Origin of the sequence: Candidatus Clostridium helianthi (assembly GCF_045310795.1) — a bacterium.
Classification (GTDB): Bacteria; Bacillota; Clostridia; order Clostridiales; family Clostridiaceae; genus Clostridium; species Clostridium helianthi.
The window spans coordinates 75,732-100,094 of record NZ_JBJIAB010000017.1; the positions used below are offsets into that span (position 1 = coordinate 75,732).

At 30.6% G+C, this 24,363-nt stretch carries 21 protein-coding genes and 1 pseudogene; 7 read left to right on the plus strand and 15 right to left on the minus strand.

The window, feature by feature from the left end:
* Positions 1-71: 71 nt before the first annotated feature.
* The 11 genes from lgt to ACJDTP_RS14270 all read right to left on the minus strand — a co-directional run bounded on the left by lgt (position 72) and on the right by ACJDTP_RS14270 (position 10,333).
* The gene (gene lgt, locus ACJDTP_RS14220; RefSeq protein ID WP_078116256.1) at positions 72-854 is read right to left on the minus strand and encodes a prolipoprotein diacylglyceryl transferase; all 783 of its coding nucleotides are present in this window, start codon (positions 852-854) and stop codon (positions 72-74) included.
* A gap of 19 nt (positions 855-873) precedes the next feature.
* The gene (locus ACJDTP_RS14225) at positions 874-2,007 is read right to left on the minus strand and encodes an ROK family transcriptional regulator (RefSeq protein WP_406761584.1); all 1,134 of its coding nucleotides are present in this window, start codon (positions 2,005-2,007) and stop codon (positions 874-876) included.
* Between the two features lie 166 nt (positions 2,008-2,173).
* Positions 2,174-3,175 (minus strand): hydrogenase expression/formation protein HypE, encoded by a 1,002-nt coding sequence (gene hypE, locus ACJDTP_RS14230; protein WP_406761585.1) that lies wholly within the window; start codon positions 3,173-3,175, stop codon positions 2,174-2,176.
* Positions 3,176-4,255, minus strand: coding sequence for a hydrogenase formation protein HypD (gene hypD, locus ACJDTP_RS14235; RefSeq protein ID WP_406761586.1), 1,080 nt, complete (start codon positions 4,253-4,255; stop codon positions 3,176-3,178).
* Positions 4,252-4,479, minus strand: a complete 228-nt coding sequence (locus ACJDTP_RS14240) for a HypC/HybG/HupF family hydrogenase formation chaperone (protein ID WP_017209200.1) — start codon at positions 4,477-4,479, stop codon at positions 4,252-4,254. Before ACJDTP_RS14240 ends, hypD begins: the two co-directional genes overlap by 4 nt.
* A 159-nt stretch (positions 4,480-4,638) precedes the next feature.
* Positions 4,639-6,939: a carbamoyltransferase HypF gene (gene hypF / locus ACJDTP_RS14245; RefSeq protein ID WP_406761587.1), complete on the minus strand. Its 2,301-nt coding sequence runs from the start codon at positions 6,937-6,939 to the stop codon at positions 4,639-4,641.
* A 34-nt stretch (positions 6,940-6,973) separates the two neighbouring features.
* Positions 6,974-7,246 carry a hypothetical protein gene (locus tag ACJDTP_RS14250; protein WP_238948350.1) on the minus strand — a complete coding sequence of 91 codons (273 nt, stop codon included), beginning with the start codon at positions 7,244-7,246 and terminating at the stop codon, positions 6,974-6,976.
* A gap of 16 nt (positions 7,247-7,262) precedes the next feature.
* Positions 7,263-7,736: a hydrogenase maturation protease gene (locus ACJDTP_RS14255; RefSeq protein ID WP_406761588.1), complete on the minus strand. Its 474-nt coding sequence runs from the start codon at positions 7,734-7,736 to the stop codon at positions 7,263-7,265.
* A 20-nt stretch (positions 7,737-7,756) separates the two neighbouring features.
* Positions 7,757-7,903, minus strand: a complete 147-nt coding sequence (locus ACJDTP_RS14260; protein WP_155715494.1) for a hypothetical protein — start codon at positions 7,901-7,903, stop codon at positions 7,757-7,759.
* A 154-nt stretch (positions 7,904-8,057) separates the two neighbouring features.
* Complete coding sequence (locus ACJDTP_RS14265) at positions 8,058-9,449, minus strand: nickel-dependent hydrogenase large subunit (RefSeq protein WP_406761589.1); 1,392 nt, start codon at positions 9,447-9,449, stop codon at positions 8,058-8,060.
* A gap of 8 nt (positions 9,450-9,457) precedes the next feature.
* Entirely contained in the window at positions 9,458-10,333 is an 876-nt protein-coding gene (locus ACJDTP_RS14270; RefSeq protein WP_406761590.1) for a hydrogenase small subunit, read from the minus strand.
* Positions 10,334-10,781: 448 nt separating this feature from the next.
* Between ACJDTP_RS14270 and hcp the strand changes: the two genes are divergently transcribed.
* Complete coding sequence (gene hcp, locus ACJDTP_RS14275) at positions 10,782-12,428, plus strand: hydroxylamine reductase (protein WP_406761591.1); 1,647 nt, start codon at positions 10,782-10,784, stop codon at positions 12,426-12,428.
* Between the two features lie 147 nt (positions 12,429-12,575).
* Here hcp and ACJDTP_RS14280 read toward each other — a convergent pair whose 3' ends face one another.
* Positions 12,576-13,289 (minus strand): Crp/Fnr family transcriptional regulator, encoded by a 714-nt coding sequence (locus ACJDTP_RS14280; protein WP_406761592.1) that lies wholly within the window; start codon positions 13,287-13,289, stop codon positions 12,576-12,578.
* Positions 13,290-13,559: 270 nt separating this feature from the next.
* Here ACJDTP_RS14280 and ACJDTP_RS14285 point away from each other — a divergent pair, with 270 nt between their 5' ends.
* On the plus strand, positions 13,560-14,792 hold the full coding sequence (locus ACJDTP_RS14285; RefSeq protein ID WP_406761593.1) for an FprA family A-type flavoprotein: 1,233 nt from the start codon (positions 13,560-13,562) through the stop codon (positions 14,790-14,792).
* A 195-nt stretch (positions 14,793-14,987) separates the two neighbouring features.
* Here the strand turns inward: ACJDTP_RS14285 and ACJDTP_RS14290 are convergent, their stop codons facing one another.
* Complete coding sequence (locus ACJDTP_RS14290; RefSeq protein ID WP_406761594.1) at positions 14,988-16,178, minus strand: oxygen-binding di-iron domain-containing protein; 1,191 nt, start codon at positions 16,176-16,178, stop codon at positions 14,988-14,990.
* A 421-nt stretch (positions 16,179-16,599) separates the two neighbouring features.
* Here ACJDTP_RS14290 and cooS point away from each other — a divergent pair, with 421 nt between their 5' ends.
* On the plus strand, positions 16,600-18,528 hold the full coding sequence (gene cooS / locus ACJDTP_RS14295; protein ID WP_406761595.1) for an anaerobic carbon-monoxide dehydrogenase catalytic subunit: 1,929 nt from the start codon (positions 16,600-16,602) through the stop codon (positions 18,526-18,528).
* A gap of 157 nt (positions 18,529-18,685) precedes the next feature.
* Here the strand turns inward: cooS and ACJDTP_RS14300 are convergent, their stop codons facing one another.
* Positions 18,686-19,441, minus strand: a complete 756-nt coding sequence (locus ACJDTP_RS14300; RefSeq protein ID WP_406761596.1) for a DUF438 domain-containing protein — start codon at positions 19,439-19,441, stop codon at positions 18,686-18,688.
* 284 nt (positions 19,442-19,725) lie between these two features.
* Between ACJDTP_RS14300 and ACJDTP_RS14305 the strand changes: the two genes are divergently transcribed.
* Positions 19,726-20,271 (plus strand): flavin reductase family protein, encoded by a 546-nt coding sequence (locus ACJDTP_RS14305; protein ID WP_023975469.1) that lies wholly within the window; start codon positions 19,726-19,728, stop codon positions 20,269-20,271.
* A 17-nt stretch (positions 20,272-20,288) separates the two neighbouring features.
* Entirely contained in the window at positions 20,289-21,878 is a 1,590-nt protein-coding gene (locus tag ACJDTP_RS14310; protein WP_406761597.1) for a nitrite/sulfite reductase, read from the plus strand.
* 56 nt (positions 21,879-21,934) lie between these two features.
* Here the strand turns inward: ACJDTP_RS14310 and ACJDTP_RS14315 are convergent.
* Positions 21,935-22,105, minus strand: a pseudogene (locus ACJDTP_RS14315) (nitroreductase family protein); the annotation flags it as partial.
* Positions 22,106-22,251: 146 nt separating this feature from the next.
* On the opposite strand from ACJDTP_RS14315, the gene ACJDTP_RS14320 reads away from it, so the two are divergent.
* Together ACJDTP_RS14320 and ACJDTP_RS14325 are read left to right on the plus strand one after the other, a co-directional pair.
* Positions 22,252-22,779, plus strand: a complete 528-nt coding sequence (locus tag ACJDTP_RS14320) for a PadR family transcriptional regulator (protein WP_406761598.1) — start codon at positions 22,252-22,254, stop codon at positions 22,777-22,779.
* 5 nt (positions 22,780-22,784) lie between these two features.
* Complete coding sequence (locus ACJDTP_RS14325) at positions 22,785-24,149, plus strand: MFS transporter (RefSeq protein ID WP_406761599.1); 1,365 nt, start codon at positions 22,785-22,787, stop codon at positions 24,147-24,149.
* Positions 24,150-24,363: the final 214 nt, after the last annotated feature.

Consider the following 24,363-nt stretch of genomic DNA (forward strand, 5'->3'; position numbering starts at 1 on the left):
CTATTTTAAAATATTATTAACAAAAGGAACTCTTAAATTGAGCTCCTTTATTATAGATAAAATTATAAAATTTACTCTTTATAAGTACTCCCTTTAGATTTGCTATTATAATAACTTGCAGCTATAAATATTATCCATACAATGACTCCTGCTAAACTTACCAATTGAGCCATTCTAAAACTTCCTATCATTAAACTATCTGTTCTCATTCCTTCAATTATGAATCTACCTATAGAATACAATCCTATATATGTAAAAAATACTATTCCATTTTTTTTGCATTTTCTGAGCATAATCATTAGTATTATAAATATAGTTAAATTCCAGAGAGATTCATATAAAAAAGTAGGATTATAATACAATCCATTTATATTCATCCCCTTTTGAATGAACATAGGAAAATGCTTAATAAATTCATAACTAACTACATCACCATGTGCCTCTTGATTAAAGAAATTTCCCCATCTTCCTAGAGCCTGAGCTAAAATAATTGAAGGTGCTGCCACATCTGCAAACTTAATAAAGCTTAATTTTTTAATTCTTGTATAAATTAATGCTGTTCCTAATGCAAAAATTAGCCCCCCATGGATCGCAAGTCCTCCATTTCTTATATTAAAAGCATTAATAATATTATCTTTATAGTTATCAAATTCAAATATTACATAATATAGTCTTGCACCTATTATACCAATTGGAATAGATAATAATACAATGTTTAGCAAATTATCATAATCGACTTCTCTCCACTTACAATTATATTGAGATATTAATATTCCAAGCATAATACCTGTTGCAATTAATATCCCATACCACCTAATATCAAATCCTCCAATTGAAAATGCCACTGGATTCATAATTTCACTTCCTTATCTTCTAATTTTGTATCCTTTGTATAACCATAGCACAAGCTCCTACAGCTATAGATTTATCTTCAAAATATCCACCCTTACTAAATTGAATATTATTATTTTTTATGTGACACTTTTGAAGAGCTATTTCTTTTGTAGTTTCATAAAACAACTTTGATTGCTGTATTAATGGACCACTTAAAATTATAAGCTCTGGATTAAATAACTTAATATAGTTTGAAAGTCCTATTCCAAAATATAAAGCCGAATCTTTTATAATACCCATAGCCGCTTCATTTTCTCTTTCTCCAAGGCTACAAACATCTATATAATTAATATCATTTAAATTTTTATTTAACCAAGATGATTTATTTTCTTTTATTTCATCTATAAACTTTTTTGTTATATTGGATATTGATACATAACTTTCTATACATCCATAATTTCCACAGGAGCACAATTCCCCGTCAGCATCAACAACCATATGTCCAAATGCATCTTCTACGTTGTTAATAGTTCGAATTATAACTCCGGATGATATAATCCCCGTTCTTATTCCTACACCGCAGTTAATATATGCAATATTCTTTTTACCTTTCCCAATTCCAAAGTTATATTCGCCTATAACAGCTGCATTAGCGCCATTATCTATACATATTATTGTATCAAATTCTCTTTTTAGTTCATCTTTTAATAGATCAGAATTAAATCCACCGACTATCCCTATTCCAATTCCAATAATTGATGATTTATGTATTTTTAATTTCATACAACATTCTTTTATAACATTAGGTATAATTTCAGATATTGTATTCATATCATATTCATGGCTTAATAATTTTTCTTCTAGTATTTTTAATTTCAGATTTGTTATAACTATTCTAGTATAAATTCTTGAAATATCAATTCCAATAATATAAAATTCACTATGATTTACATCATATAAACTAGGCTTTCTTCCCCCTGTAGATTCTCCAATATCACTTTCCACAATAATTTTTTCGTCAATTAATATTTTAAGATCTCTATTTAATGTAGTTAATTTTATATTAGTTATGTTTGCCAATTCATTTTTAGATATAGGACCATTTCCTTGTATAATTCGAAAGATATATCTACATCTATCATTTAATAATTCAAAACTTTTATATGCTTCCAAGAAACTCGCTCCCTTTCTCGTATTAGTATATCATCTTTTAGCCATTATGGATATAAGTTTTAATCTACTTTCAAATATAAGTTAGTTTTAACTCTCTGTATTTCATTTGACTATTAATTCTTTGATGGCGAATACATGATGATTTCACTTCTCTGTGCATATTACCTTAGCATATTCTAGGCAGCATACTTACCTCTAAAGGTGATACTACTCTCTTTCCACCAAATCCGTTTTCTATAAATATATTCTGATTAGAGTCTTTAATAAATTCACCTATAATTCTCGCTCCTTTTCCTTGATTAAGTGAACGAATTATATCAAGTACTTTTTTAGACTCGGTTTCTTTAACAACTAGTACCATTCTTCCCTCACAAGCCATATATAATGGATCTAATCCTAAAAGATTATTTATAGCCTTAACACTTTCACTAATTGGAATTTCCTTTTCTATTAGGTGTATCCCAAGCTTGCAAAGTGATGAAAATTCATGCAATACAGTGGCTAATCCGCCTCGAGTTGGATCCCTCATTATTTTTATTGAAGGAAACTGTTCCTTAAGTTCTTCTATAAACGGAAATAGTGGTGCACAATCACTTTTATAGTCTCCTTTTACTTTTAAGTTATATCTCTCTACTGCAATTGTTGTTCCGTGCTCGCCGATTCCACCAGTTATTATAATTCTATCTCCTTCTTCAATAGTTTTTACTTCATATCCGTTAATTATATATCCGATTCCGCTAGTATTAATGAATATTCCATCTACACTTCCCTTTTCAACTACCTTTGTATCTCCTGTTACTATCTTAGCCCCACATTCTAAACAGGTTTGCCCCATAGACTTAACAATTTCTTCAAGGCTCTGCATTGAAAATCCTTCTTCAATTATAAAACTCGAACTTAAATAAAATGGCTGTGCTCCAGATACAGCTAAATCATTAATAGTACCACAAACTGCAAGCTTTCCTATGTTTCCCCCAGAAAAAAACAGTGGCTTTACCACAAAAGAATCTGTGGTGAAAGCCATTTTTCCTTGTACTGCTGTAAATGTTGCTGAGTCTTGTTCTTGTAAAAGAATATTGTTATTAAAATATTTGTAAAAAAGCTGCTCAATTAATATTTTTGTATGCTTTCCTCCATCACCATGAATAATCTTAATCATTTCATTCATTTATTCCACTCCCCCATACTTATAAAAAATAGAGCAAGATCCCTCCGTAGATACCATACAAGGTCCTATTGGATGCTCTGGTGTACAACCTTTTCCAAAAAGCTCGCATTTATTAGGTAATTTCTTCCCCAATAAAATTTCACTGCATGCACAAGTTCTAATATAGTTTTTCTCAGAAGTCTTACTTAAATTTATTCCAAATCTTTCAGAAGCATCATATTTTTTATATTTCTCCCTCAAAGTAAATCCAGAATCTTTAATAACTCCTATTCCTCTCCATTCATGTTCGCAATATGTGAATACTTCACTTATTAATTCATTTGCTCTTTTGTTTCCTTCTTGGCTTACACAAGTTTTATATAAATTTTCAAATCTTTTTTCAGTTTTATTTTGTTGTTCCGTCAAAAAATATAAAGCACTAGCAATATCTAGAGCTTGAAAACCTGCAATTACTGCTGGAATATTATATTCCTCTACAATAAATTTAAAATAATCTGCTCCCTTTACTGCTGCTACATGTCCTGGACACATTAATCCATTTATATTGTGATTAGGCTGCTTAAGTATGTAATGGAGTATTGGCTCCATTCTTTTCATTCCTATTAAAAATGAAATATTTCTTATATTTTTTTCCTGTGCTATCTTTACAGCTAAAGCAATTATAGGAGTTGTAGTTTCAAAGCCTACTCCAAGAAAAACTATTTCCTTATCTTTATTTTCTTCTGCAAGTGTTATTGAATCCAGAGGTGAATATAATATTTTAATATTTTTTCCTTTTTCTCTTTGCTTAATTAAATTCTCTCTACTTCCATTTACTTTAATCATATCTCCAAAAGTACTTAAAATCACATTTGAATTCTTAAGTAATTCTATAGCTGCATCTATATAACCTTCTGGAGTAACACAAACTGGACACCCTGGTCCTGACAGTAAATTTATATTAGGATTAACCAATTGTCTAATTCCAAGTTTTGAAAGTTCCTGAGTATGAGTTCCACAAACTTCCATAACATTAAACTTTTTGACTTGAGACTTTTGAATTTCGTTAAGAATATTTTTAATCAAAATTTCTTTATTCATACTTTTTCCTCGCTATTAAGTATTGATTGAAATATACTTTGTAATTCTTCAAAATAATCCTTGTCAATCTTTTGAATAGCACAGCCTGCATGAACTAAAACATAATCTCCCACTTTTAGTTCTTCAATAAGCTGAATATTAATTCTACTCTCTAATCCCATAATATCCATTATTGCACTATAGTTATCTATGTTTCTAACTTGTGCTGGAATTGCAAGACACATAAACTTACCTTCCTTCTTTATTCACACTTATAAAAATCGTAAATCAATCTGACAACCTATTTTTCTAACATAACATTAGTAGATTAACTTAGTGAATACAATATGAATTCACTTTGCTTCTTAGTCTTATGAAAAATATACATAACAAATTTAAATATATTATTTCTTTTCAATAATTGCATTTGCCACATGGAGCTGGCCAAAAGAAATTCCCTCATCATTAGTTGGAATTTGTTCATTATAAAACACTTTAAATCCTTGCTTAATCAGATTTACATATATTCCTTTTAAAAGATAATGATTTTCAAAAACACCACCACTAAGAACAACTTTATCTATATGCTTCTTTTCTCTAAGCTTACAAACTAAATCACATGAAGCTTTAATAAGTGAGTTGTGAAATTTAGACGATATCTTAGAAATCAATTCCTTTTTCTCAATATCCCCCAAGATTCCTTCAATAATACTTTTGTATTGAATATTAAAGATGCCATTTTCCTCTTTAATATCGCATAAATAACTTTCTTTAATTTTATAATCAATAATATTTTCTAGTTCTATTGCTGCCTGTCCGTCATAAAATATACTATTTCTGATTCCGCATAAGGCTGCTACTGTATCAAACAATCTTCCAACACTTGAAGATACAAAACAATTTATTTTTGAATTTAAAGCTTGTTTAACTACTTTAATTTTTTCATTATCTACTCCTTGAATTATTTTTTCTGGATCATAACCTAAAGCATATAAATAACTTGAAGCACATCTCCAAGGTTCTTTTATAGCTTGTTCTCCTCCTTGGAGATTTACATATTTCAATTGCCCTGCTCTTTTAAATACTCTTCGATTTCCAACCAAAAATTCACCACCCCATACTGCGCCATCAAGTCCAAATCCAGTTCCATCGAATATAATTCCAATTACAGAATCATAAATAGAATGTTCAGCCATGCAACTAACCATATGAGCATGATGATGCTGTACTTCTATTTTTCTCATTTTCTTTTCCTTTGCATATTTAGTACTTGAGTATGCTGGATGCATATCGTACGCCAATACATCCGAATTAATATCAAATAAATTGCAAAAATGTTTTAGTGCATATTTAAAATTCTTATAACAATTAAATTCTCCTAAATCACCTAAATACTGACTCAAATATGCGTATCCATTTTTAGAAACACAAATAGTACTTTTCTGCTGTCCTCCAACCGCTATAATTTCATTTTTAACTCCTGCTTTTAATGAATAAGGTCTATATCCTCTTGAACCACGAATAACCTTTTCTACTTCACCTATGACTTTTACAACAGAATCATCAACCTGGACGTAAATCTCCCTGTCATTCATCAGAAAATAATCTGCCACTGTATTTAAATGTTTTAGTGCTTCTTCATTTTTATATTCCATTGGCATACTGCTTATATTTCCACTAGTCATAACTAAAAGATCTAACTTTTCATTAAATAATAGATAATTAAGGGGAGTATACGGAAGCATTACTCCTAAACTATTTTGCTTTGGTGCTATAGCCTCTGGTAATACAAAAGGATATTTCTTCTTTAAAATTACAATGGGTCTCTTATTACTGCTTATTACTTCCTCTTCTTTATCAGATATATAGCAAATCTCTTTAACAATTCCAATATCCTTTGCCATCAAAGCTAATGGTTTATCTTTCCTTTGTTTTCTACTTCTAAGCAAATTAATAGCTTGCTCATTTCTTCCATCACAAACCAGATGAAATCCTCCGATTCCCTTAATCGCCAATATTTTTCCTTCCTCAATAAGTGAAATAGTTTCTTTAATAGGATCTTCACACTTAATTTGTTCTCCATGATTATTTGTTAAAAAGAGTTTAGGTCCACAATTTTCACAGCAATTTGGCTGCGCATGAAATCTCCTACTGAGTGGATTTTCATATTCGTCTTTACATTCCTCGCACATATAAAATTCTTTCATAGTAGTATTCTGTCTGTCATATGGCAAAGCCTTGATAATTGAATACCTAGGTCCACACTGAGTGCAATTTGTGAAAGCATATTTATAACGAAGGTTTCCTTTACTTCGAATATCTTCTAAACATTCATCACAAACTGCTATATCAGGTGAAACAAATCTCATTCCATTCTTTTGTTCAGCGCTATCCTTAATAACAAATTTTTTATTATTATTTTCTTTAATTATGAATTTATTTTCATCTAAGCATGAAATAGTACTTAAATCTTTTTTAATTAAAGTACACTCAACTCTTTCTATTTTTGCAATACTCGGAGGTCTTTTTATAATATTAAACATAAACCGTTTTATGTTTTCCCTCTCACCTAAACAGTCAATTACTACGGCACCACCTATATTTTGAACAGATCCACGAATTTTAAAGTCCCTTGCCTTTTCATATACAAATGGACGGAATCCAACGCCCTGAACAATTCCGTAAATTTTTACTATATATCTCATATATTAAAGACCTTCTCTATTTATATGTTATGAGCTATCGTATTAAGTAATTTTCATTTTGTTCGCCTTGAATGCTTTTAAGAATTGCTGTTTGATCCTGTATATCTTCCCTCTGTACATTAATTTTTGTCCATTTTCCAACTAACTTTGAATTAAAATTCTGAAGATGTTCATAAAGATTCTCCTCATTAACATGACTTCTATGATTTACAATAACAGTGAATGTTTTAACTTTATTAATATTATTAGCTTCACATATATTCTTCAATTCTTCTGAAATCTTACTTAATAAAATAGTATCATGCATATTTTTCACTATCCCTTCATTTATTTTTTGACTGTAACTTAAGTACATATGTTTCTATTTCATCTAAAATCTTTTTAGAAATCCCTTCTAATTTCTCTTGTAATTCTTCGCTCAATCCCAAGCCAATTCCAACATCATTAACTTCGATTCCATAAATTTGCCCTTTAGCACTAGGATAAAAAAGTTTTAATAAATCCAAGAAATTATAACTATGCTGGGAATATCCCTTTTTCTTAGAAACAAAATCATCTAACTGCAAACAAGTGATTTCACCTGGACTCTTTCCATAATATGCAGCATCTAAAATAAAAATATAATCATCTTCTTTTACACTGGCAATACTGTATTGAACATCGGTTTCTCCATAAATAACTTTAATATTCTTTTCTAAAAGCTTCTTTTCTATCTTTTTTGCTACTTCAATTCCTATACCATCATCCCTCATTAAAACATTTCCAATCGCAATCACTTTAATATTAGAGTTTACCATAATATATATTTCTCCACTTTCTATAGATAAACGAATTTCGATCCAAATTTGTACTTTAAAATGTATTCCACACTAGAAAGAATGAATACTCTTTTGTGTAGTGTTGCATCTGAGAATATCGCTGTAGGTATTTCTTTAGCAGAAGTTGTTCCACTGTTGCTTGTCATGAGTTTCCCTCAGGAGCATGCAACAGTGGGTGCAACTTCTGCTATTAGAAATCCACAGCTGTATTCTCCAGTAACCGAAACAACAGAGTATTCATTCTTCCGGCGAGTTATCACATAAGTATGATTTTTAACTTATTTATCTATGCATATATTTTTACACCAAAACCTCTACTATTTCTGTATCACCTGCTGATCCAATCAAATGAGTTGCACAAGATACACATGGATCAAATGATCTTACAATACGACCGATTTCTATAGGCTCTCTAATATTGTTTAATTTAGTTCCAATCAAGGCTCCTTCTATAGTTCCAGGAAGATTTGACTCATCCTTAGGTGATAAATTCCATACGGTTGGTGTTATGATATTATAATGATTAATAACATTTTTATCTATTTCAATCCAATGACCAAGAGCACCTCTAGTAGTATCAGTTAAACCTGCACCATAAGCTTTTTCTGGAATATTATAAGCTTTTTGATTATTAGGTCTTAGTTCTACTCTTTCAATAAGCTTACTCATTATTCCTATAATCTTTTCTGTTTCCAATACCCTTGCTATATTTCTATCCATGCATGAATGTCCATTTGTGTATTGTCCACTCACTATTAACCTTGCTAAAGGACCAACTTCCATAGGAAGTCCTAAATAACGTGGAGCTTTTATAAAAGTGTACGCATCTAATTTAGATAAATCTACTTCTTCCAACCCTTCGTCCTTTTTATACCACGAATAATGGATTTGCTCTGTGATTTTATCTGGTTCCAAAGGATATTTTACATTATCCTTCATTACTCCTGGCTTAACATAAGTAATCTCAGGATCTTCATATTTATCAAATACTCCATAAGTCATAAAATATGGATAAGATTGTCCCTTTTTAAAATAGTCAGAATAATATTTAGAAATTATCTCTACATCTTCTTTCATTATGTTTTTTACAAAAGATTCTATTTTTCTAATAATACTCTTTACTTTTTCTAGCTTATAAGCATCTATATTCGTAGTAACTCCACCTACAAAAATCCCATGGTTATGGGGAGCTTTTCCTCCTAGAAGTGCTAATCCTTCATGAGCTAATCTACTGAGTTCAATACTTTTTACATAATCCTCTTCTATTTTTTTGTTTATTTTATCTGGTAGTCTATAATCAGTATATTGTTGTTCTTCTATTAATTTTATGTTTGATATTTTTACATAACTTGGCATAGATAGAAGATAAAAATGTCTCAAATGATTTTGTATAAATTCAAAGCCATGTAAAATATCTCGAATGTAATTATCATTTAAACTAACTGTTACTTTTAATGCATCTTCTAACGCTAAAGTAGAAGCCATTGAATGAGCAGTAGAGCATATTCCACAAATTCTCTCTGTAAAATATACAGCATCTAAAGGTGATCTTCCTATTAACATTTTTTCAAATCCCCTAAAGAGTAGTCCACTTGCATTTGCTTTAGCAATTGTATTTCCTTCTACTTCTGCTTTTATTTCCAAAAAGCCACTGATTCTTGTTACCGGATCTATAGTTATTGTTTTGCCCATAACTCCTCCTAATACTTTACGAAAGGTTCCATTCCATCTGGGAATTGTGCATTTGCACACCCAATACAATTTGTATTATCTCCAATAGGCCAGTTAACATATCCATTCCATTTTCTCCTTGGGCAATCAGTTTTTGTAACAGGCCCTTTACATCCTAGTTTGATCATGCAACCTTCATCTCCAAACTTTTGTGCAAATATACCTTGATCAAAAAATCCTCTCCTTGTACAATTATCATGAATCGTAACTCCATAAAAAAGTAGTGGCCTTCCCTCCCTATCTAATGCAGGTACACCATAACCAATCAAATGTGCTAAAGTCCCTACCACCCAATCTGGATGGCAAGGGCAACCTGGTAGTTTAATAACTTGGCGATTTAAAACTTCCTGTACACTTTTACTTTCTGAAGGGTTTGGTTTTGCAGCCGATATGCCCCCATGAGAGGCGCAAGTTCCTACTGCTACAACATACTTTGCTTTTCCTCCAGCTAATTGTATTGCCTCTAACGCTGTGATATTTGTCCCATTATAATTTGCTACAATGTTATAACGCCCCTTTTCTTTAGTTGAAACTGCCCCGTCAACTAATAATATGAACTCTGTATCTAACGTTTCTAAAAACTTTTCAAAAGCAAGCTGCCCTTCTAATCCCATAAGTGTGTTGTTATAAGTAAAATTCACCATGTCAGTTAAAATATCATAAAGCCCAGGATTTTCACTATTAAGTAAGGAAATTATATTTCCTGAACATCCTGTCACTTCAAGCCATATAGCATTCATCTTTTTATTCTTTTTATCTTTTAGCATTCCTACAACATCGTTTGCAAGTCTCTTTGACGTATGAATCTTAGCTTTTGTAAGTGGACATACTTTGCCACTGGTCAATTTAATTCCTCCATAATCTATTACTTCTTTCCACTTATTAAAAAATTATAACTTTTCATTTTCTATAATAATTATCATTAATATAAGCTAAATTATGTACTGGTTTTATATTGCAAATGCGTTCAATCATTTCTACAGCTAAAGTATATGATTATAATAATTTAAAAATGCTATACTCTATTTCCAATCCTTAACTTTATAAGATTTAATTCCTTTCGATACTATTATTATTTAAATAAATCACTTCGGAATTTCTCCTATAAGAATCAGCAAAACATTATACATATTTGTTAAATTATAATCAAAGTTTTGACAAAATTTTGTTATTTGTTGTGGTTATTTTTACATTTTTATGAAAATTATATTATTATATTTTATTTTTATCCAATTTTATTGTATAATATATCCGTAGGATTATATTATGTAAATATGAGAGGAGTTTTTATTTATGGTAGAAAAAATGTTTTGTTATCAATGTGAACAAACTGCTGGGGGTAAAGGATGTACTAAAATAGGTGTGTGTGGTAAAACACCTGAAATTGCGGCAATGCAAGATTTATTAATTTATCAATTGAAAGGAATAAGTGTGTATGCAAAAGAACTTTTAAACAAAAGCGAAAAGGTTGACACATCAGTAGCCGCTTTTGTTGAAGATTCTTTATTTATGACATTAACTAATGTTAATTTTGATCCTAAGGCTCACCTTATTCAACTTAAAAAATCTCAAGAAATTAAAGAGTCTTTAAGAGCAAAGGTTAAATCTGAAAATATTACCTCTCCTGAAGCATTGTACAACCTAAGTGATTCTAAAGAATCTATACTTGAAGATGCTGAAAAGGCTGGAATAATGTACGATGAAAACTTAGATCCAGATATTCGTTCTCTTAGAGAAACTATAAAATATGGTTTAAAAGGAATTGCTGCTTATTCACATCAAGCTAGATTTATAAAATATACTAGCGATGAAGTAAATGACTTCTATTTTAAGGCTTTAGCAGCTTTAACTGATGATAGTTTAAATCTTGAAGATTTGATTAAACTTGCAATGGAAACAGGTACTATGAGTGTTAAGATTATGGAAGTTTTAGATACTGCTAATAATACTACTTATAGTTCTCCATCACCTACAAAAGTTAATGTAAATATCAAAAAAGGTCCATTCATAGTAGTTTCTGGACATGATTTAAGAGATCTAGAAATGTTACTTGAACAAACTGAGGGTAAAGGAATAAATATTTATACTCATGGAGAAATGTTACCTTCACATGGATATCCTGAATTAAATAAATATCCTCATTTAGTAGGTAATTTCGGAAGTGCATGGCAAAATCAACAAAAAGAATTTGATAATATACCTGGTTGTATTTTAATGACAACAAACTGCTTAATGAGACCAAAAGATTCTTATATAGATAGAATATTCTCAACAAGTGTTGTTGGATTTGATGGTATTAAACATATTGAAAAAGATGAAAATGGATATAAGGATTTTTCTGAAATAATAAATAAAGCACTTGAACTTGGTGGCTTCACAGAAGACGAAGAAGTTAAAGAAATTTTAGTAGGCTTTGGGCATAAAGCAACATTAAGTCATGCTGAAACAATTATTAATGCAGTTAAAGACGGAAAAGTTAAGCACTTCTTCTTAATTGGTGGATGTGATGGTGCAAAGCCTGGAAGAAATTATTATACAGAGTTTGCCGAAAAAATTCCAAGTGACTGTATTATTCTTACTTTAGCATGCGGAAAGTATCGTTTCAACAAATTACAATTTGGTGAAGTTGCAGGACTTCCAAGATTGCTTGATGTTGGACAATGTAATGATGCATACTCAGCAGTTAGAATAGCTTTAGCTTTAGCTGATGCATTTAACTGTACAGTTAATGATTTACCTTTATCAATAGTATTGTCTTGGTATGAACAAAAAGCTGTATGTGATTTACTAGCATTACTTTCATTAGGCGTAAAAGGAATGTATATCGGGCCAAGCTTACCTGCTTTCTTAACTCCTAATGTATTAAATTTCTTAGTTGATAATTTCGATCTTAAACCAATCAGTACTCCTGATGAGGATTTAAAACAAATATTAGGCTAAACTTTAAAGTTGGACAAGAAATTTGTTCTATTGTAGAATGCATAAAACCACTGTATAAAATTAAAAGCCATGCAATAAGTGATATAAATCATCTTATTGCATGGTTTTTGTTATTCCTATTTTGCTATTAATTTTCTAAAACTTATGTTATATATAATTCCTCAAACCTTCCTCGTCTATAATAATTATTGTTTTTGTTCCTATTATTTTTATCAAATTTTCATCTTCTAATTTTTTTAATTTCCTGCTTATGGTTTCCCTCGTCACCCCAATAAAACTCGCCATATCTTCCCTTGATATAGGTAATTTTACAGAAATATTACCGTCAACATTTTCTCCATACTTCTCCATAAGCTCTATAATTAAATAAGCCATTCTTGAATCAACATCGTTAGTTGCTAAATTCTGAACAAGATTTTCAACTTTTGATAATCTTTCTCCTACTGTTTCTAATACCTTTATTCCAATCTCAGGATTCTTCATCATTATATCTTTCATTTCCTCCTTACTAAGAGTACATATTTTAACATCCTCTATAGCTTTTGAATTAAATCCATATTTAGATGGTTTTATAAGTTCTAATTCCCCAAAGAAATCTCCTTCTGAAAGTATATGTAGTATCTGTTCCTTACCATCCTTAGTATATTTATATAATTTTATTTTTCCTTCATTTATAAAATAAAGTGTATTAGCTATATTACCTTCAGTAAAAATAACATCGCCTTTACTAAATTCTTTATGATTAATTTTATTTACAATCTCCACTAATTCGTCTCTATTTAAATTTTCAAATATTGGAACCTTGCTAGCACAAAGTCCTCTCCTGCAATTATTGCAGCAATTACCACAGTGAATATTCATAACAAATCCTCCTATCTATAAGATATATCTACAAATAATATCTTACTTTAAGTTGTGTCCCATGTATATTTAATTCTAACTAAAACCACTCAAGTAATATTCTCCTTAGTATCATTATAATAAAAAACTCATGAAAACTTAATCTTAATATTTTGATTTGAATCATATTTTTATAATTGATATGGATATAAAATAAAATCATCGAAAGACAACAACTTAGAAAACTAATTGAAATATAAAAATAAATAAAAATTATGGAGGTTTTATATTATGGAACAAAACATTATGCTAGGTAAAAATATATTTTGGGTTGGTAAGGTGGATGATAGAGATGTGCCTTTTCATAGATTGACTTTAACTAAAGGAACTACTTATAACAGTTATTTATTAATGACAGAAAAGCCTACAGTAATTGATACTGTTGATATGAGTTTTGGAAAAGAATTTGTACAAAACTTAAATAATACGATTGAACTTAATAGAATTAAATATATTGTAATTAATCATACAGAACCTGATCATTCTGGTGCCCTTGGAAGCTTAGCAGCCAAAGCAAAAAATGCTGTAATTGTGTGCACAGAGCCGGCTGTAAATGAACTTAAAGAGATGTACAGGCTTCATGATAGAGAATTTTTGGTTGTAAGTGATGGTGATACTTTAGATATAGGAGGTAAAATTCTTAAATTTATACAAACACCATATCTTCATACTGAAGAAACTATGATAACTTATTGCGAAGATAATAAAATTTTATTCCCTTGTGATATTTTCAGTACTCATGTAGCCAATTATGAATACTTCAATGACTTAGCTCAAGTAGACATAAAGGAAGACTTTATTACTTATTATAAATTGATAATGCATCCTCACAGAAGATATGTTCAAGAAATGATTGAAAAAATCAAAGATTTAGATATAAAGATGATAGCTCCTTCTCATGGATTTATTATTAGAGATGAAGTCCAAAGCTTTATAGATATTTATGATAATATGAGCAAAAATACAGAGCTAGATAAAAAAGCACTTATTCTATACTCTACTATGACAGGTAATACAAAAAAGATTGCAGGCATTTTTAAAGAAAAGTTTGAAGAGCAAAATGTAACTTCAGAGCTTATTGATATAAATAAAGTTCCAATGGATAATATAATGAATTCTATTAATGAAGCTGACGCAATCTTTTTTGGCAGCTCAACTAAATATGGTGACATGATTGGAAATATGGAAGAGGTACTAAAAAATCTTAAAACTCTAAACTTAGAAAACAAGCTAGGCGCAGCATTTGGTTCTTATGGCTGGAGTGGAGAGGCTATAGAGGTTATACAAGACTATTTGAATAAAACTAATTTAAGATCATTAAATACTTCTGATATAATTAAATCTACTGGTATGACTGATATAGAATTACCTCTAAGAATTAGACTTTCATCAAAAGAAGACAACTTAAAGAGCATTGATAGAATAGTTACTTATACTAGTGATTTATTGTTTAGTACAATTTAAAATAAGGCGCATGAAAAGAAATAAATTGCCCAAAGTTGCCGTAGATATTTTTCATCTATAATCTACATCAAAAGGATCTTGTGAGATTAGGCATAAAACAGCCTTTCTTCCCTAAGATCCTTTTGATATTAAATATAACATTAATTTGCTTAGCATATGTGTCTCACCCACTATTTAAGCAAACTATTTTTATATTTAAGATTCTTCTAACACTTTCTGACCAAAATTCTTTCCAAAGGCTATGCACTCTTCAAGTTCGTCATCATTTGGCATATATTTAAACTTTAATCCATCTTCAACAACTTTAATTTTAGCCTTTGTTAAATAGTTTGTAAGAATATCTGTTGATTCTCCACCCCATCCATAGCTTCCAAAAGCTGCACCTACTTTCTCATTAAACTTCAATCCAATTAAGTCTTCAATAAGAGGTAATAAAGACGTTAAAATTCCATTATTAACTGTTGATGATCCTAGTATTATTCCCTTTGATTTAAAAACTTCAGCTAATATATCACTTTTATCTGAAGTAGCGACATTAAATATTTTATATTCTATCCCTGCTTCTCCTAGGCCTTTGCCTATAAATTCAGCCATTTTATGAGTAGCCCCCCACATTGAATTATATGCAACCACTACACTTTTATTTGATTTTCCAGCTGCCCACTCATAGTATTTTTCCACTATCATCATTGGATTTTTTCTCCAAATGATGCCATGAGCTGGAGCTATCATATCTACAGGTACTCCAAGTTTTTTAAGTTGATCTATTTTTTTTGTAACCAGTTTACTAAAAGGAGTAAGTATGTTTGCGTAATATTTAAGAGCTTCCTGATTAACTTCTGTTTCATCTACTTCATCATTAAAAATGCTCGAAGATGCATAATGCTGTCCAAATGCATCATTAGAGAACAATATATTTTCTCCAGAAAGATATGTAAACATACTATCAGGCCAGTGAAGCATAGGAGCTTCTATAAATACAAGATTATTTTTACCTATATTTATCTTCTCTCCTGTGGAAACGACCTTAAAATTCCACTCCTTATGATAATGCTTCTGTATTGACTCTAAACCTTTTTTCGAAACAAAAACTGTTGCATTAGGAATATGCTCCATTAATGCAGGTAACGCTCCTGAATGATCAGGTTCACCATGGTTCATAACAACATAATCAATCTTTGATATATCAGTTACCTCTCTCAAATTTTCAAGAAACATCTCTGTTAAAGGTTCCCATACAGTATCTATAAGAACAGTTTTTTCATCTTTAATAAGGTATGAATTATAAGTACTTCCTCTATGCGTAGATAATTCATTTCCATGAATATGTCTTACTTTCCAATCAGTGGCGCCAACCCAATATACTCCATCTCTAAGTTTTTTCATGCTGATTCCTCCCATTTGTTAAATTCTACTTCATGATTTCTACAAAATGTATAATTTAACCTTTAATATCCCCAGTTTTCTGGTAGGTTATACTTAGGACTTACATTACTTAAATTTTAAAATATAGTATTCTAATTATGAATTAGAATACTAATAAACTTAATTCTTAAATAATACTTTGTTTTAACTAAAGCAGAAGTAACTAGATTTCTAACTTCATTAACCTTATCACAAATTCCCCCACGCACACTTCCATCATTTTTTCTTTATATATATCCATAAACTGAAAAATTATATACATAATTAATTCCTAAATAGGAAAAGTTAATATCGATATTAATAGACGTTTGAAAGGAAATAATAGACTTGGTATTTCTATTAATTTTCTTTCATATAGGAAAGTTAAAGGAGTGAAATTTTAGTGAGTGAAAAAATGCTAGAAGAATTAGAAGGATTTAACGGAAGAGTAAGTTATCATGATTCTGTAGAGGAAATGGTAAAAAGAATAAGAGATGATAAATTATCAAATGTATTTGATAGATATGCTTCTCAAGAAAAGATAAGATGTTCGTTTTGTCTTAAAGGGGTAAGCTGTCAACTCTGTTCAAATGGTCCATGTAGAATTAATGAAAAAGGTGGTCAAGAAAAAGGTGTCTGCGGAATTGACCCTAATGCTATGGCAATGAGGAACTTTCTTCTAAAAAACATAATGGGTGCTGGTACATATAGCCATCATGCTTATGAAGCTTTTAGAACCCTAAAAGCTACTGGTGAAGGAAAAACTCCATTTAAAATTACTGATGTAGATAAACTTAAATGGATGTGTGAAAAAGTAGGAATTGATACAAATCAAGAAGTTAACAAAATGGCAATCGACTTAGCAGTATTGCTTGAAGATCAGCAAAAGATAGATGCAGAAGATAAAAATGTTATGGTAGAAGCTTTTGCCCCTAAGAAAAGAAAAGAAATATGGAAAAGATTAGCTATATATCCAGCAGGTACAGTACACGAAGAACAAAACTGTGTAGCCAGCTGTCTTACAAACGTAGATGGAAGTCATGTCTCACTTGCAATGAAAGCCCTTAGACTTGGTATAGCTACAATTTATAATACTCAAATAGGACTTGAGATGGTTCAAGATATACTATTTGGAACTCCTACTCCACATGAAGTTAACATGGATTTAGGAATTATGGACCCAGACTATGTAAATGTTGTATTTAACGGTCACCAACCTTGGCCTGGAGTTGCAACAATATTAAAAGCAAGAACAAAAGAAGTTCAAGATATGGCAAAAGCTGCAGGTGCAAAAGGTCTTAGAATAGTTGGTTCCATAGAAACAGGTCAAGAACTACTTCAAAGATTTGAAATGGATGAAGTTTTTGTAGGTCACATGGGTAATTGGCTTACTATAGAGCCATTACTTGCTACTGGTACTGTTGACGTATTTGCAATGGAAGAAAATTGTTCACCTCCAGCCATAGATATGTACGCGGAAAAATACCAAGTCACTTTAGTATCTGTAAGTACTATAATTGATTTACCTGGTATTGAACATAAGATTCCTTATGAACCTTCAGAAGTTGATAAAATGGCAGATAAATTAATTGAACTTGCTATTGAAAACTTTAAAAAGAGAAAAGAAAGAAAAATTGAACCATTAGTTCCAAAGAAAACTCAAAAAGCAATAGCTGGTTTTTCAACTGAAGCTGTTTTAGGTGCACTTGGAAATAAGCTTGATCCATTAGTGGATGTTATTGCTGCTGGAAAAATCAAAGGCGTTGTAGCTCTTGCAAATTGCTCAACTTTAAGAAACGGCCCTCAAGATTCTATGACTATAAACCTTACAAAAGAACTTATAAAACGCGATATATTAGTAGTTAGTGGCGGATGTGGAAACCATGCTCTTGAAGTAGCTGGACTATGTACTGTGGAAGCTGCAAATGAAATGGCTGGAGAAGGTTTAAAAGAAGTGTGTAACTTGCTAAAAATACCTCCAGTATTAAGTTTTGGTACTTGTACAGATACCGGAAGAATCTCTATGCTTGTAACTGCTCTTGCAGACCACTTAGATGTTGATGTAGCCGATCTTCCAATAGCTGTTACAGCTCCAGAATGGATGGAACAAAAAGCAACTATAGATGGAATTTTTGCACTAGCTTATGGTACTTACACTCATTTATCTCCTACTCCATTTATGACCGGTGCTCCTCAGTTAGTTGAACTTTTAACTGAGAAAGCAAAAGATGTAACTGGTGGTAAGATAGCTTTAGGTGATAACCCTGTTGAAGTAGCTGAAAATATTGAAGCTCATATTATTGCAAAAAGAAAAGGTATGGGATTAAGCTAATATATTCTGAAAATAAAATTCATCAAATTAATTATTAATCCTCTAAACTACACATAAGTAGAACGTTCTTTAACTATTTAAAATATTAAAAGAACGTTCTACTTGTTTAGTTTTTTATTATCAATATAATCTAAATTATGAAATATCACATAAAATATTACTCTTTAGGAGTAAAACTACAATATCCTATTTCATCGCATCTACTTCTCATATCATCCCATATTTCATTATCTTTTATAGCTTCTATTGCTGTAGGGTATAAAATATAATTTTCCTTAAATATGTGATCTCTTAAGTTAAATACTATATACTTTGATGTATCATCGACTTTTTCTTTTACTTCCTTAAACTCAGATTTAGAAGCATTTTCTGCTATTTCTTTTAAGAACTTCTTCTTCGCTCTTAAATCATCATGTTCCATTCTCATTATTCTAGTTGGACCAGTAATCTCTCTCTCTTCCATCTCTGAAAACAAAACTTGCTCTTCTCTTAAATGATGCTTTTCTGCATCCAAAATGTTATCAATAACAGTTTTCAATGAATCGAATTCTTTTGCGCAGCTATCATAATTATCTGATTTTTGAATTCTCGAATTAATCTCTTCAAGTTCTGTTAAAAATCCAAGAATTTTCTCATGCTCATTAATAAATGTATCAACAACATGTCCTGACTTAATTTTTGTTTTAATTTTATCAAGTTCATCCTTTAAAACTTCCATGTGGATATCGCAAAGATGCCTTAAATCTTGCGGATTCATTCCTTTTTCTATTAGATTTTGTTCTGCAATTGATAGCTCAATTGGATTTATATCTGAAACAATTTCTAAAGCTTCTTTTCTTAGTTCATCTGAAACTCCATGTCTGTTTAATTTTTCTAAAACATCTGTTAACTCTTTAATTTTTGTAGTATTCATTTTAAATTCCTCCTACATACCTTTATTATTTATATGTTCATTCTATAAGAATTTCATTTATAAACATGTGATTCAAATCAAAATTTGAAAATATTTTAATAGTGATTTAATTATATTAATTTAATATTTCCTATTTTAATAATATAATTCTTCATATTATATAGCCGTATAATAAATTACTTAAACAGCATCTTTAGTTGATAGTTAAGTGATTTATATCACGGCACTATTATCATTTATGTTATAAAGTTATATAAAACAAAGTTTTTAGGAGGAATATAGAAATGGAAAAAATAAATGTTAACTATGAAAAAATGTATTACGGATTTCCTGTAATTCTTATAAGTTTTTTTGATAAAAATGGTCTTCCAAATGTAACTACGCTTTCATCTTCCTATAGCCTTAAGGATATGGTAGTTCTTGGCTTTAGTAGCAAAGGATATGCAATTAATCAAATTAAAGAAGTTCGTGATTTTGTAATTAATATCCCTGACAGTTCACTTAGGAAAGAAATTAGCTTTTGCGGAACTAAATCTGGTCATGAAGTTCAAAAGTTTGACGCTACCAAATTAACTTATTCTAAATCTAAAATTGTAAACGCACCAATCATTGAAGAATGCCCAATTACTATAGAATGTACTTTAACAGATGTTATCGAAAAAGATGCCTATGCAGGTATTACTAATATTCTTGGAATTATAAAGGGCAGGCTTATTTCAAAGGAATATTTAGATGATGAAAACAGATTAAATATTTCAAAATTTGATAACCTTTTATATTTTGGGGATGGAATAAACAAAGGATATAGATATATTAAAAATGAGCAATAAGATAAGGAGGGAGCTATATGTCTTACGAAGCTATTTGGGCTAAAAATCAAAGACTAAATGACGTAGAAATTATAAAACTTGAAAAGGATGGCTTAGATGTAATTGAAACTATAATTGACAAATACTCGAAGGAAGGTTATGATTCAATAACGCCTAAAGATATGAATAGATTTAAATGGGCTGGCGTTTACGAACAAAAGCCAAGAGAGGGATACTTTATGATGAGAGTTCGTATTAATTCTGGAATAATGACTTCAGAGCAAGCAAAAGTTTTAGCAGGGATTGCTAAGGATTATGGACGTGGAATTGCAAACGTCTCTACAAGAGGAGCTATACAGTTTCACTGGGTTCAGGTAGAAGCTTTACCTTCTATTTATGAAAGATTAGAAGCTTGTGGCCTAAGTCCTTTTGAGGCTTGCGGAGATTGCCCTAGAACGATAGTTGGAAATCCTCTTGCTGGAATTGATAAAGATGAACTTATGGATACAACTGAACTTGTAGAACAAGTTAATAATTTCTTCTTATTAAACAAGGATTTTTCTAATCTGCCAAGAAAATTTAAAATATCAATATCAGCTAGTATACATAATGCAGCTCATGCACAAATTAATGATCTTGCCTTTACTCCAGCAACAAAAAAACTTGATAATCAAGACGTAATTGGTTTCCACGTATGGGTTGGAGGAGGACTTTCAGCAAGCCCTCATTTAGCACAAAAACTAGATATATTTGTTAAACCAGAAGACGTTCTAAAGGTTGCTGAAGGTGTATGTACTATTTTTAGAGATTATGGATATAGGGAAAAACGTACTCGTGCCCGCTTAAAATTTTTAGTAGCTGACTGGGGAGCAGAAAAATTCAAGAATAAATTATTAGAATTCACTGGGGATATGCCAAGCTCAGGTGATGATAAATTGATTTCATGGAATGCATCTTATTATTTTGGAGTACATTCCCAAAACGAAGATGGCAAAAGCTATATTGGTGTTAGTTTACCACTTGGAGAAATCACTTGTGATCAACTTTTAGAACTTGCCCATATTTCAGAAAAATACGGAGATAGAAAAATTAGAACTACACTATCACAAAATTTAATTATTACAGGTATAAGTGATGAAGAGATACCTTCTCTATTAAAAAAAGATGTATTTAAACAACTTTCTCCAAATCCAAGTATTTTTACAGGATACACAGTTTCTTGTACGGGTAAAGAATTCTGTAATTTAGCCATTGTTGAAACAAAAAAACGTGCTAAAGAAGTTATAAAATATCTTGATTCTAAAATTAAACTAGATACACCGTTGCGTATCCATTTTACAGGTTGTCCTAATTCTTGTGGACAAAAACATATAGCTGATATCAGCCTTCAAGGTGCGTTAATAAAAACTGAAGATAGCTGTGAGGAAGCCTTTACCATATGGCTTGGTGGTACACTAAACAATGGAGGGCAGTTTGCAGAAAATCTAAACTACCGTGTAAAATCTACTGAGGTTCATATAGTTCTAGAAAAAATAATAACTTTCTTTGAAAAAAGTAAGTTAGAGAATGAGACTTTTAATGAATTTATCGCAAGAGTAGGAATTAGTAAAATCACAGAAAACATATAAAAACCTAATTAAAACAGAACCAGTGAGATATGTTTATGTCCCACTGGTTTAACTTTTTATTCTTTCTTTTTTCCAACCGCTGCAAGATATATAATAAATTCTTCATCTCCATCTAGCCCCAAAAGTGTATCTATCATCTTTTGATCATAAATACCTATAGCACATGCTCCCGCTTTAATTGATTCACTTGCTAAATAAAGATTTTGGCATACATGGCCAACATCTATTTAAATCATATTAGCCTCTTCCTAAACAAGTCCCAGAACTTAATTCTTTCTAATCTTGAAATTTTTTTATAAAAATAACTTGCAATATATATCTTTTAGATATATATTGGATATATCTAAAAGATATATTGGAGGAAATAAAAATAATGAATGAACTTTTTATTTTAGGTGAATTAATGGAAGAACCACAAAGTGGTTATGATCTACGTAATGCCTTACAAGCTTCTTTAGGACGTCATCGTAAAGTCAGCTATGGAGTAATTTATCCATTGCTTGAAAAATTAGAGAATGATGGTTTTTTAGAAATAACTAACGTAGAATCACACGGAAAAAATAAGAAAATGGCTACAATTACGGAAAAAGGAAAAGAACGTTTTTTTGAGCTAATGAAAATGCCTGTTCCAAGTGGAGCCCATACTGCTGATATCTATTTAATAAAACTTGATGTAATGCAGCACCTTACAATAGACGAACAAATGCAACTATTGGATCAATTCGATCAAGAACAAAGAGATATAATTGAAGATACGCAATTTGCACTAAAAAAATTAGCTGAGGAAGATTCAAAAGATCACTGGTATGCAAGTAAAAGGTTTGAATTACGACTACAGCAGGCAAATATTGCAATTGATTGGATTAAAGAGTTTAAAGATGAACTGAAGAAAGAATGGTGATAAAAATGACAAAAGAAATAAAAGTAGCTTTATTAATGGCTGCTAGTCTCTTTATGGAGATTTTAGATGGAACAATAGTAACAACTGCACTACCTAAAATGGCCCAATATTTTCATACGGGGTCATCAACAATTGCTTTACTCGTTAGTGTGTATTTGATCACAGTTGCGATTTTTATTCCCCTAAGTGGATGGATGGCTAATCAATTTGGGAAAAAGAAAATTTGGATTATTGCTGTCATCCTCTTTACCATTAGCTCCTTAAGCAGTGCACTAGCGCCTAATTTCTCTTTCCTTTTGATAATGAGAATTATACAAGGTATTTCTGGTGCATTGATGACACCTACCGCAAGACTGATTGTGTTAGAAAAAACACCAGCTTCACAGCTATTAAAAATGATTAGTTACTTGATTTGGCCAGCACTCATCGCACCAGCAATAGCACCTTTAGTTGGTGGATTTATTGTTACCTACTGGAACTGGCAATGGATTTTTTTAATTAATGTACCAATAGGTTTAATTACAGCATTAATAGGAGCAAAATTAATTGATACTGATAAAGTAAAAAATAAAACTTCATTTGATCTTATAGGATTTATAGAAATTGCACTTTCATCTGGCATAATTTTAGTTGGAGCAGAAATAGCCACTCACGGAAAAGATTATTGGCTTAGCGCGCTAGGATTAGTAATTTTAGGAATAATATTTGGATTTATAGTTTTCAAGCACTTAAAAAAATCAGATAATCCACTATTTTCACTTGATTCGCTAAAAATAACTTCTTTTAGAATATTCCAGACAAGTGGATCTGTTCTATGGCTATGTGTTGGAGCATTACCGTATATATTAACAATTTTTTTACAAACAGTCTTTCAATGGTCAGCAGTAAAAGCAGGTAGTTATGTCTTATTTATTTTTCTTGGAAACATAGGAATCAAACCTTTTACTAACCCAATTATCCGTAAACTAGGTTATAAGGGCGCACTGTTATCATCATTTGGAATGGTGTTTGTTACATCAATTGGTTTAGCATTCATTCAAATTAATACTTTTCCTGCTTGGATAATGTTTCTTGCACTAGTTTCAGGTGTAGGACGTTCATTAGCCTTAACTGCTTACAATGGACTAAGCTTTTCTGAAATAGCCCCTAAAGATAGGAATAGTGCAAATACTTTGAATGCTGTCGTTTCAACATTAGCTCAAGGGATGGGGATATCAATTATTACAGTTATTGTTAATTTACTACAAATTTTCTTTTCAATTACTATCTCTTATAAATTAGGCTTTGTTTTCCTTGGTCTATTGATGTTATATCCAATAATTGAAGTAATATTTTTACCTAAAAACATTGGACATGCTACAATCAGCTAGTTTTATTTACAGTCTTCCCATTCAGAAAAACTCGGACTTTAAGTAAACTTGCTATCACATCATAAAATAGGCCGTTAGAATGTATGTTTTTCAAAAATTGTGTCAATAATTAAAATACGATTTCCTATTTTCAATAAATAAAGAGATAGCACTATTATCATTAACCTGATATTTCTGCTATCTCTTTCTATTTCACTAAAAGAACTAGTTAAAT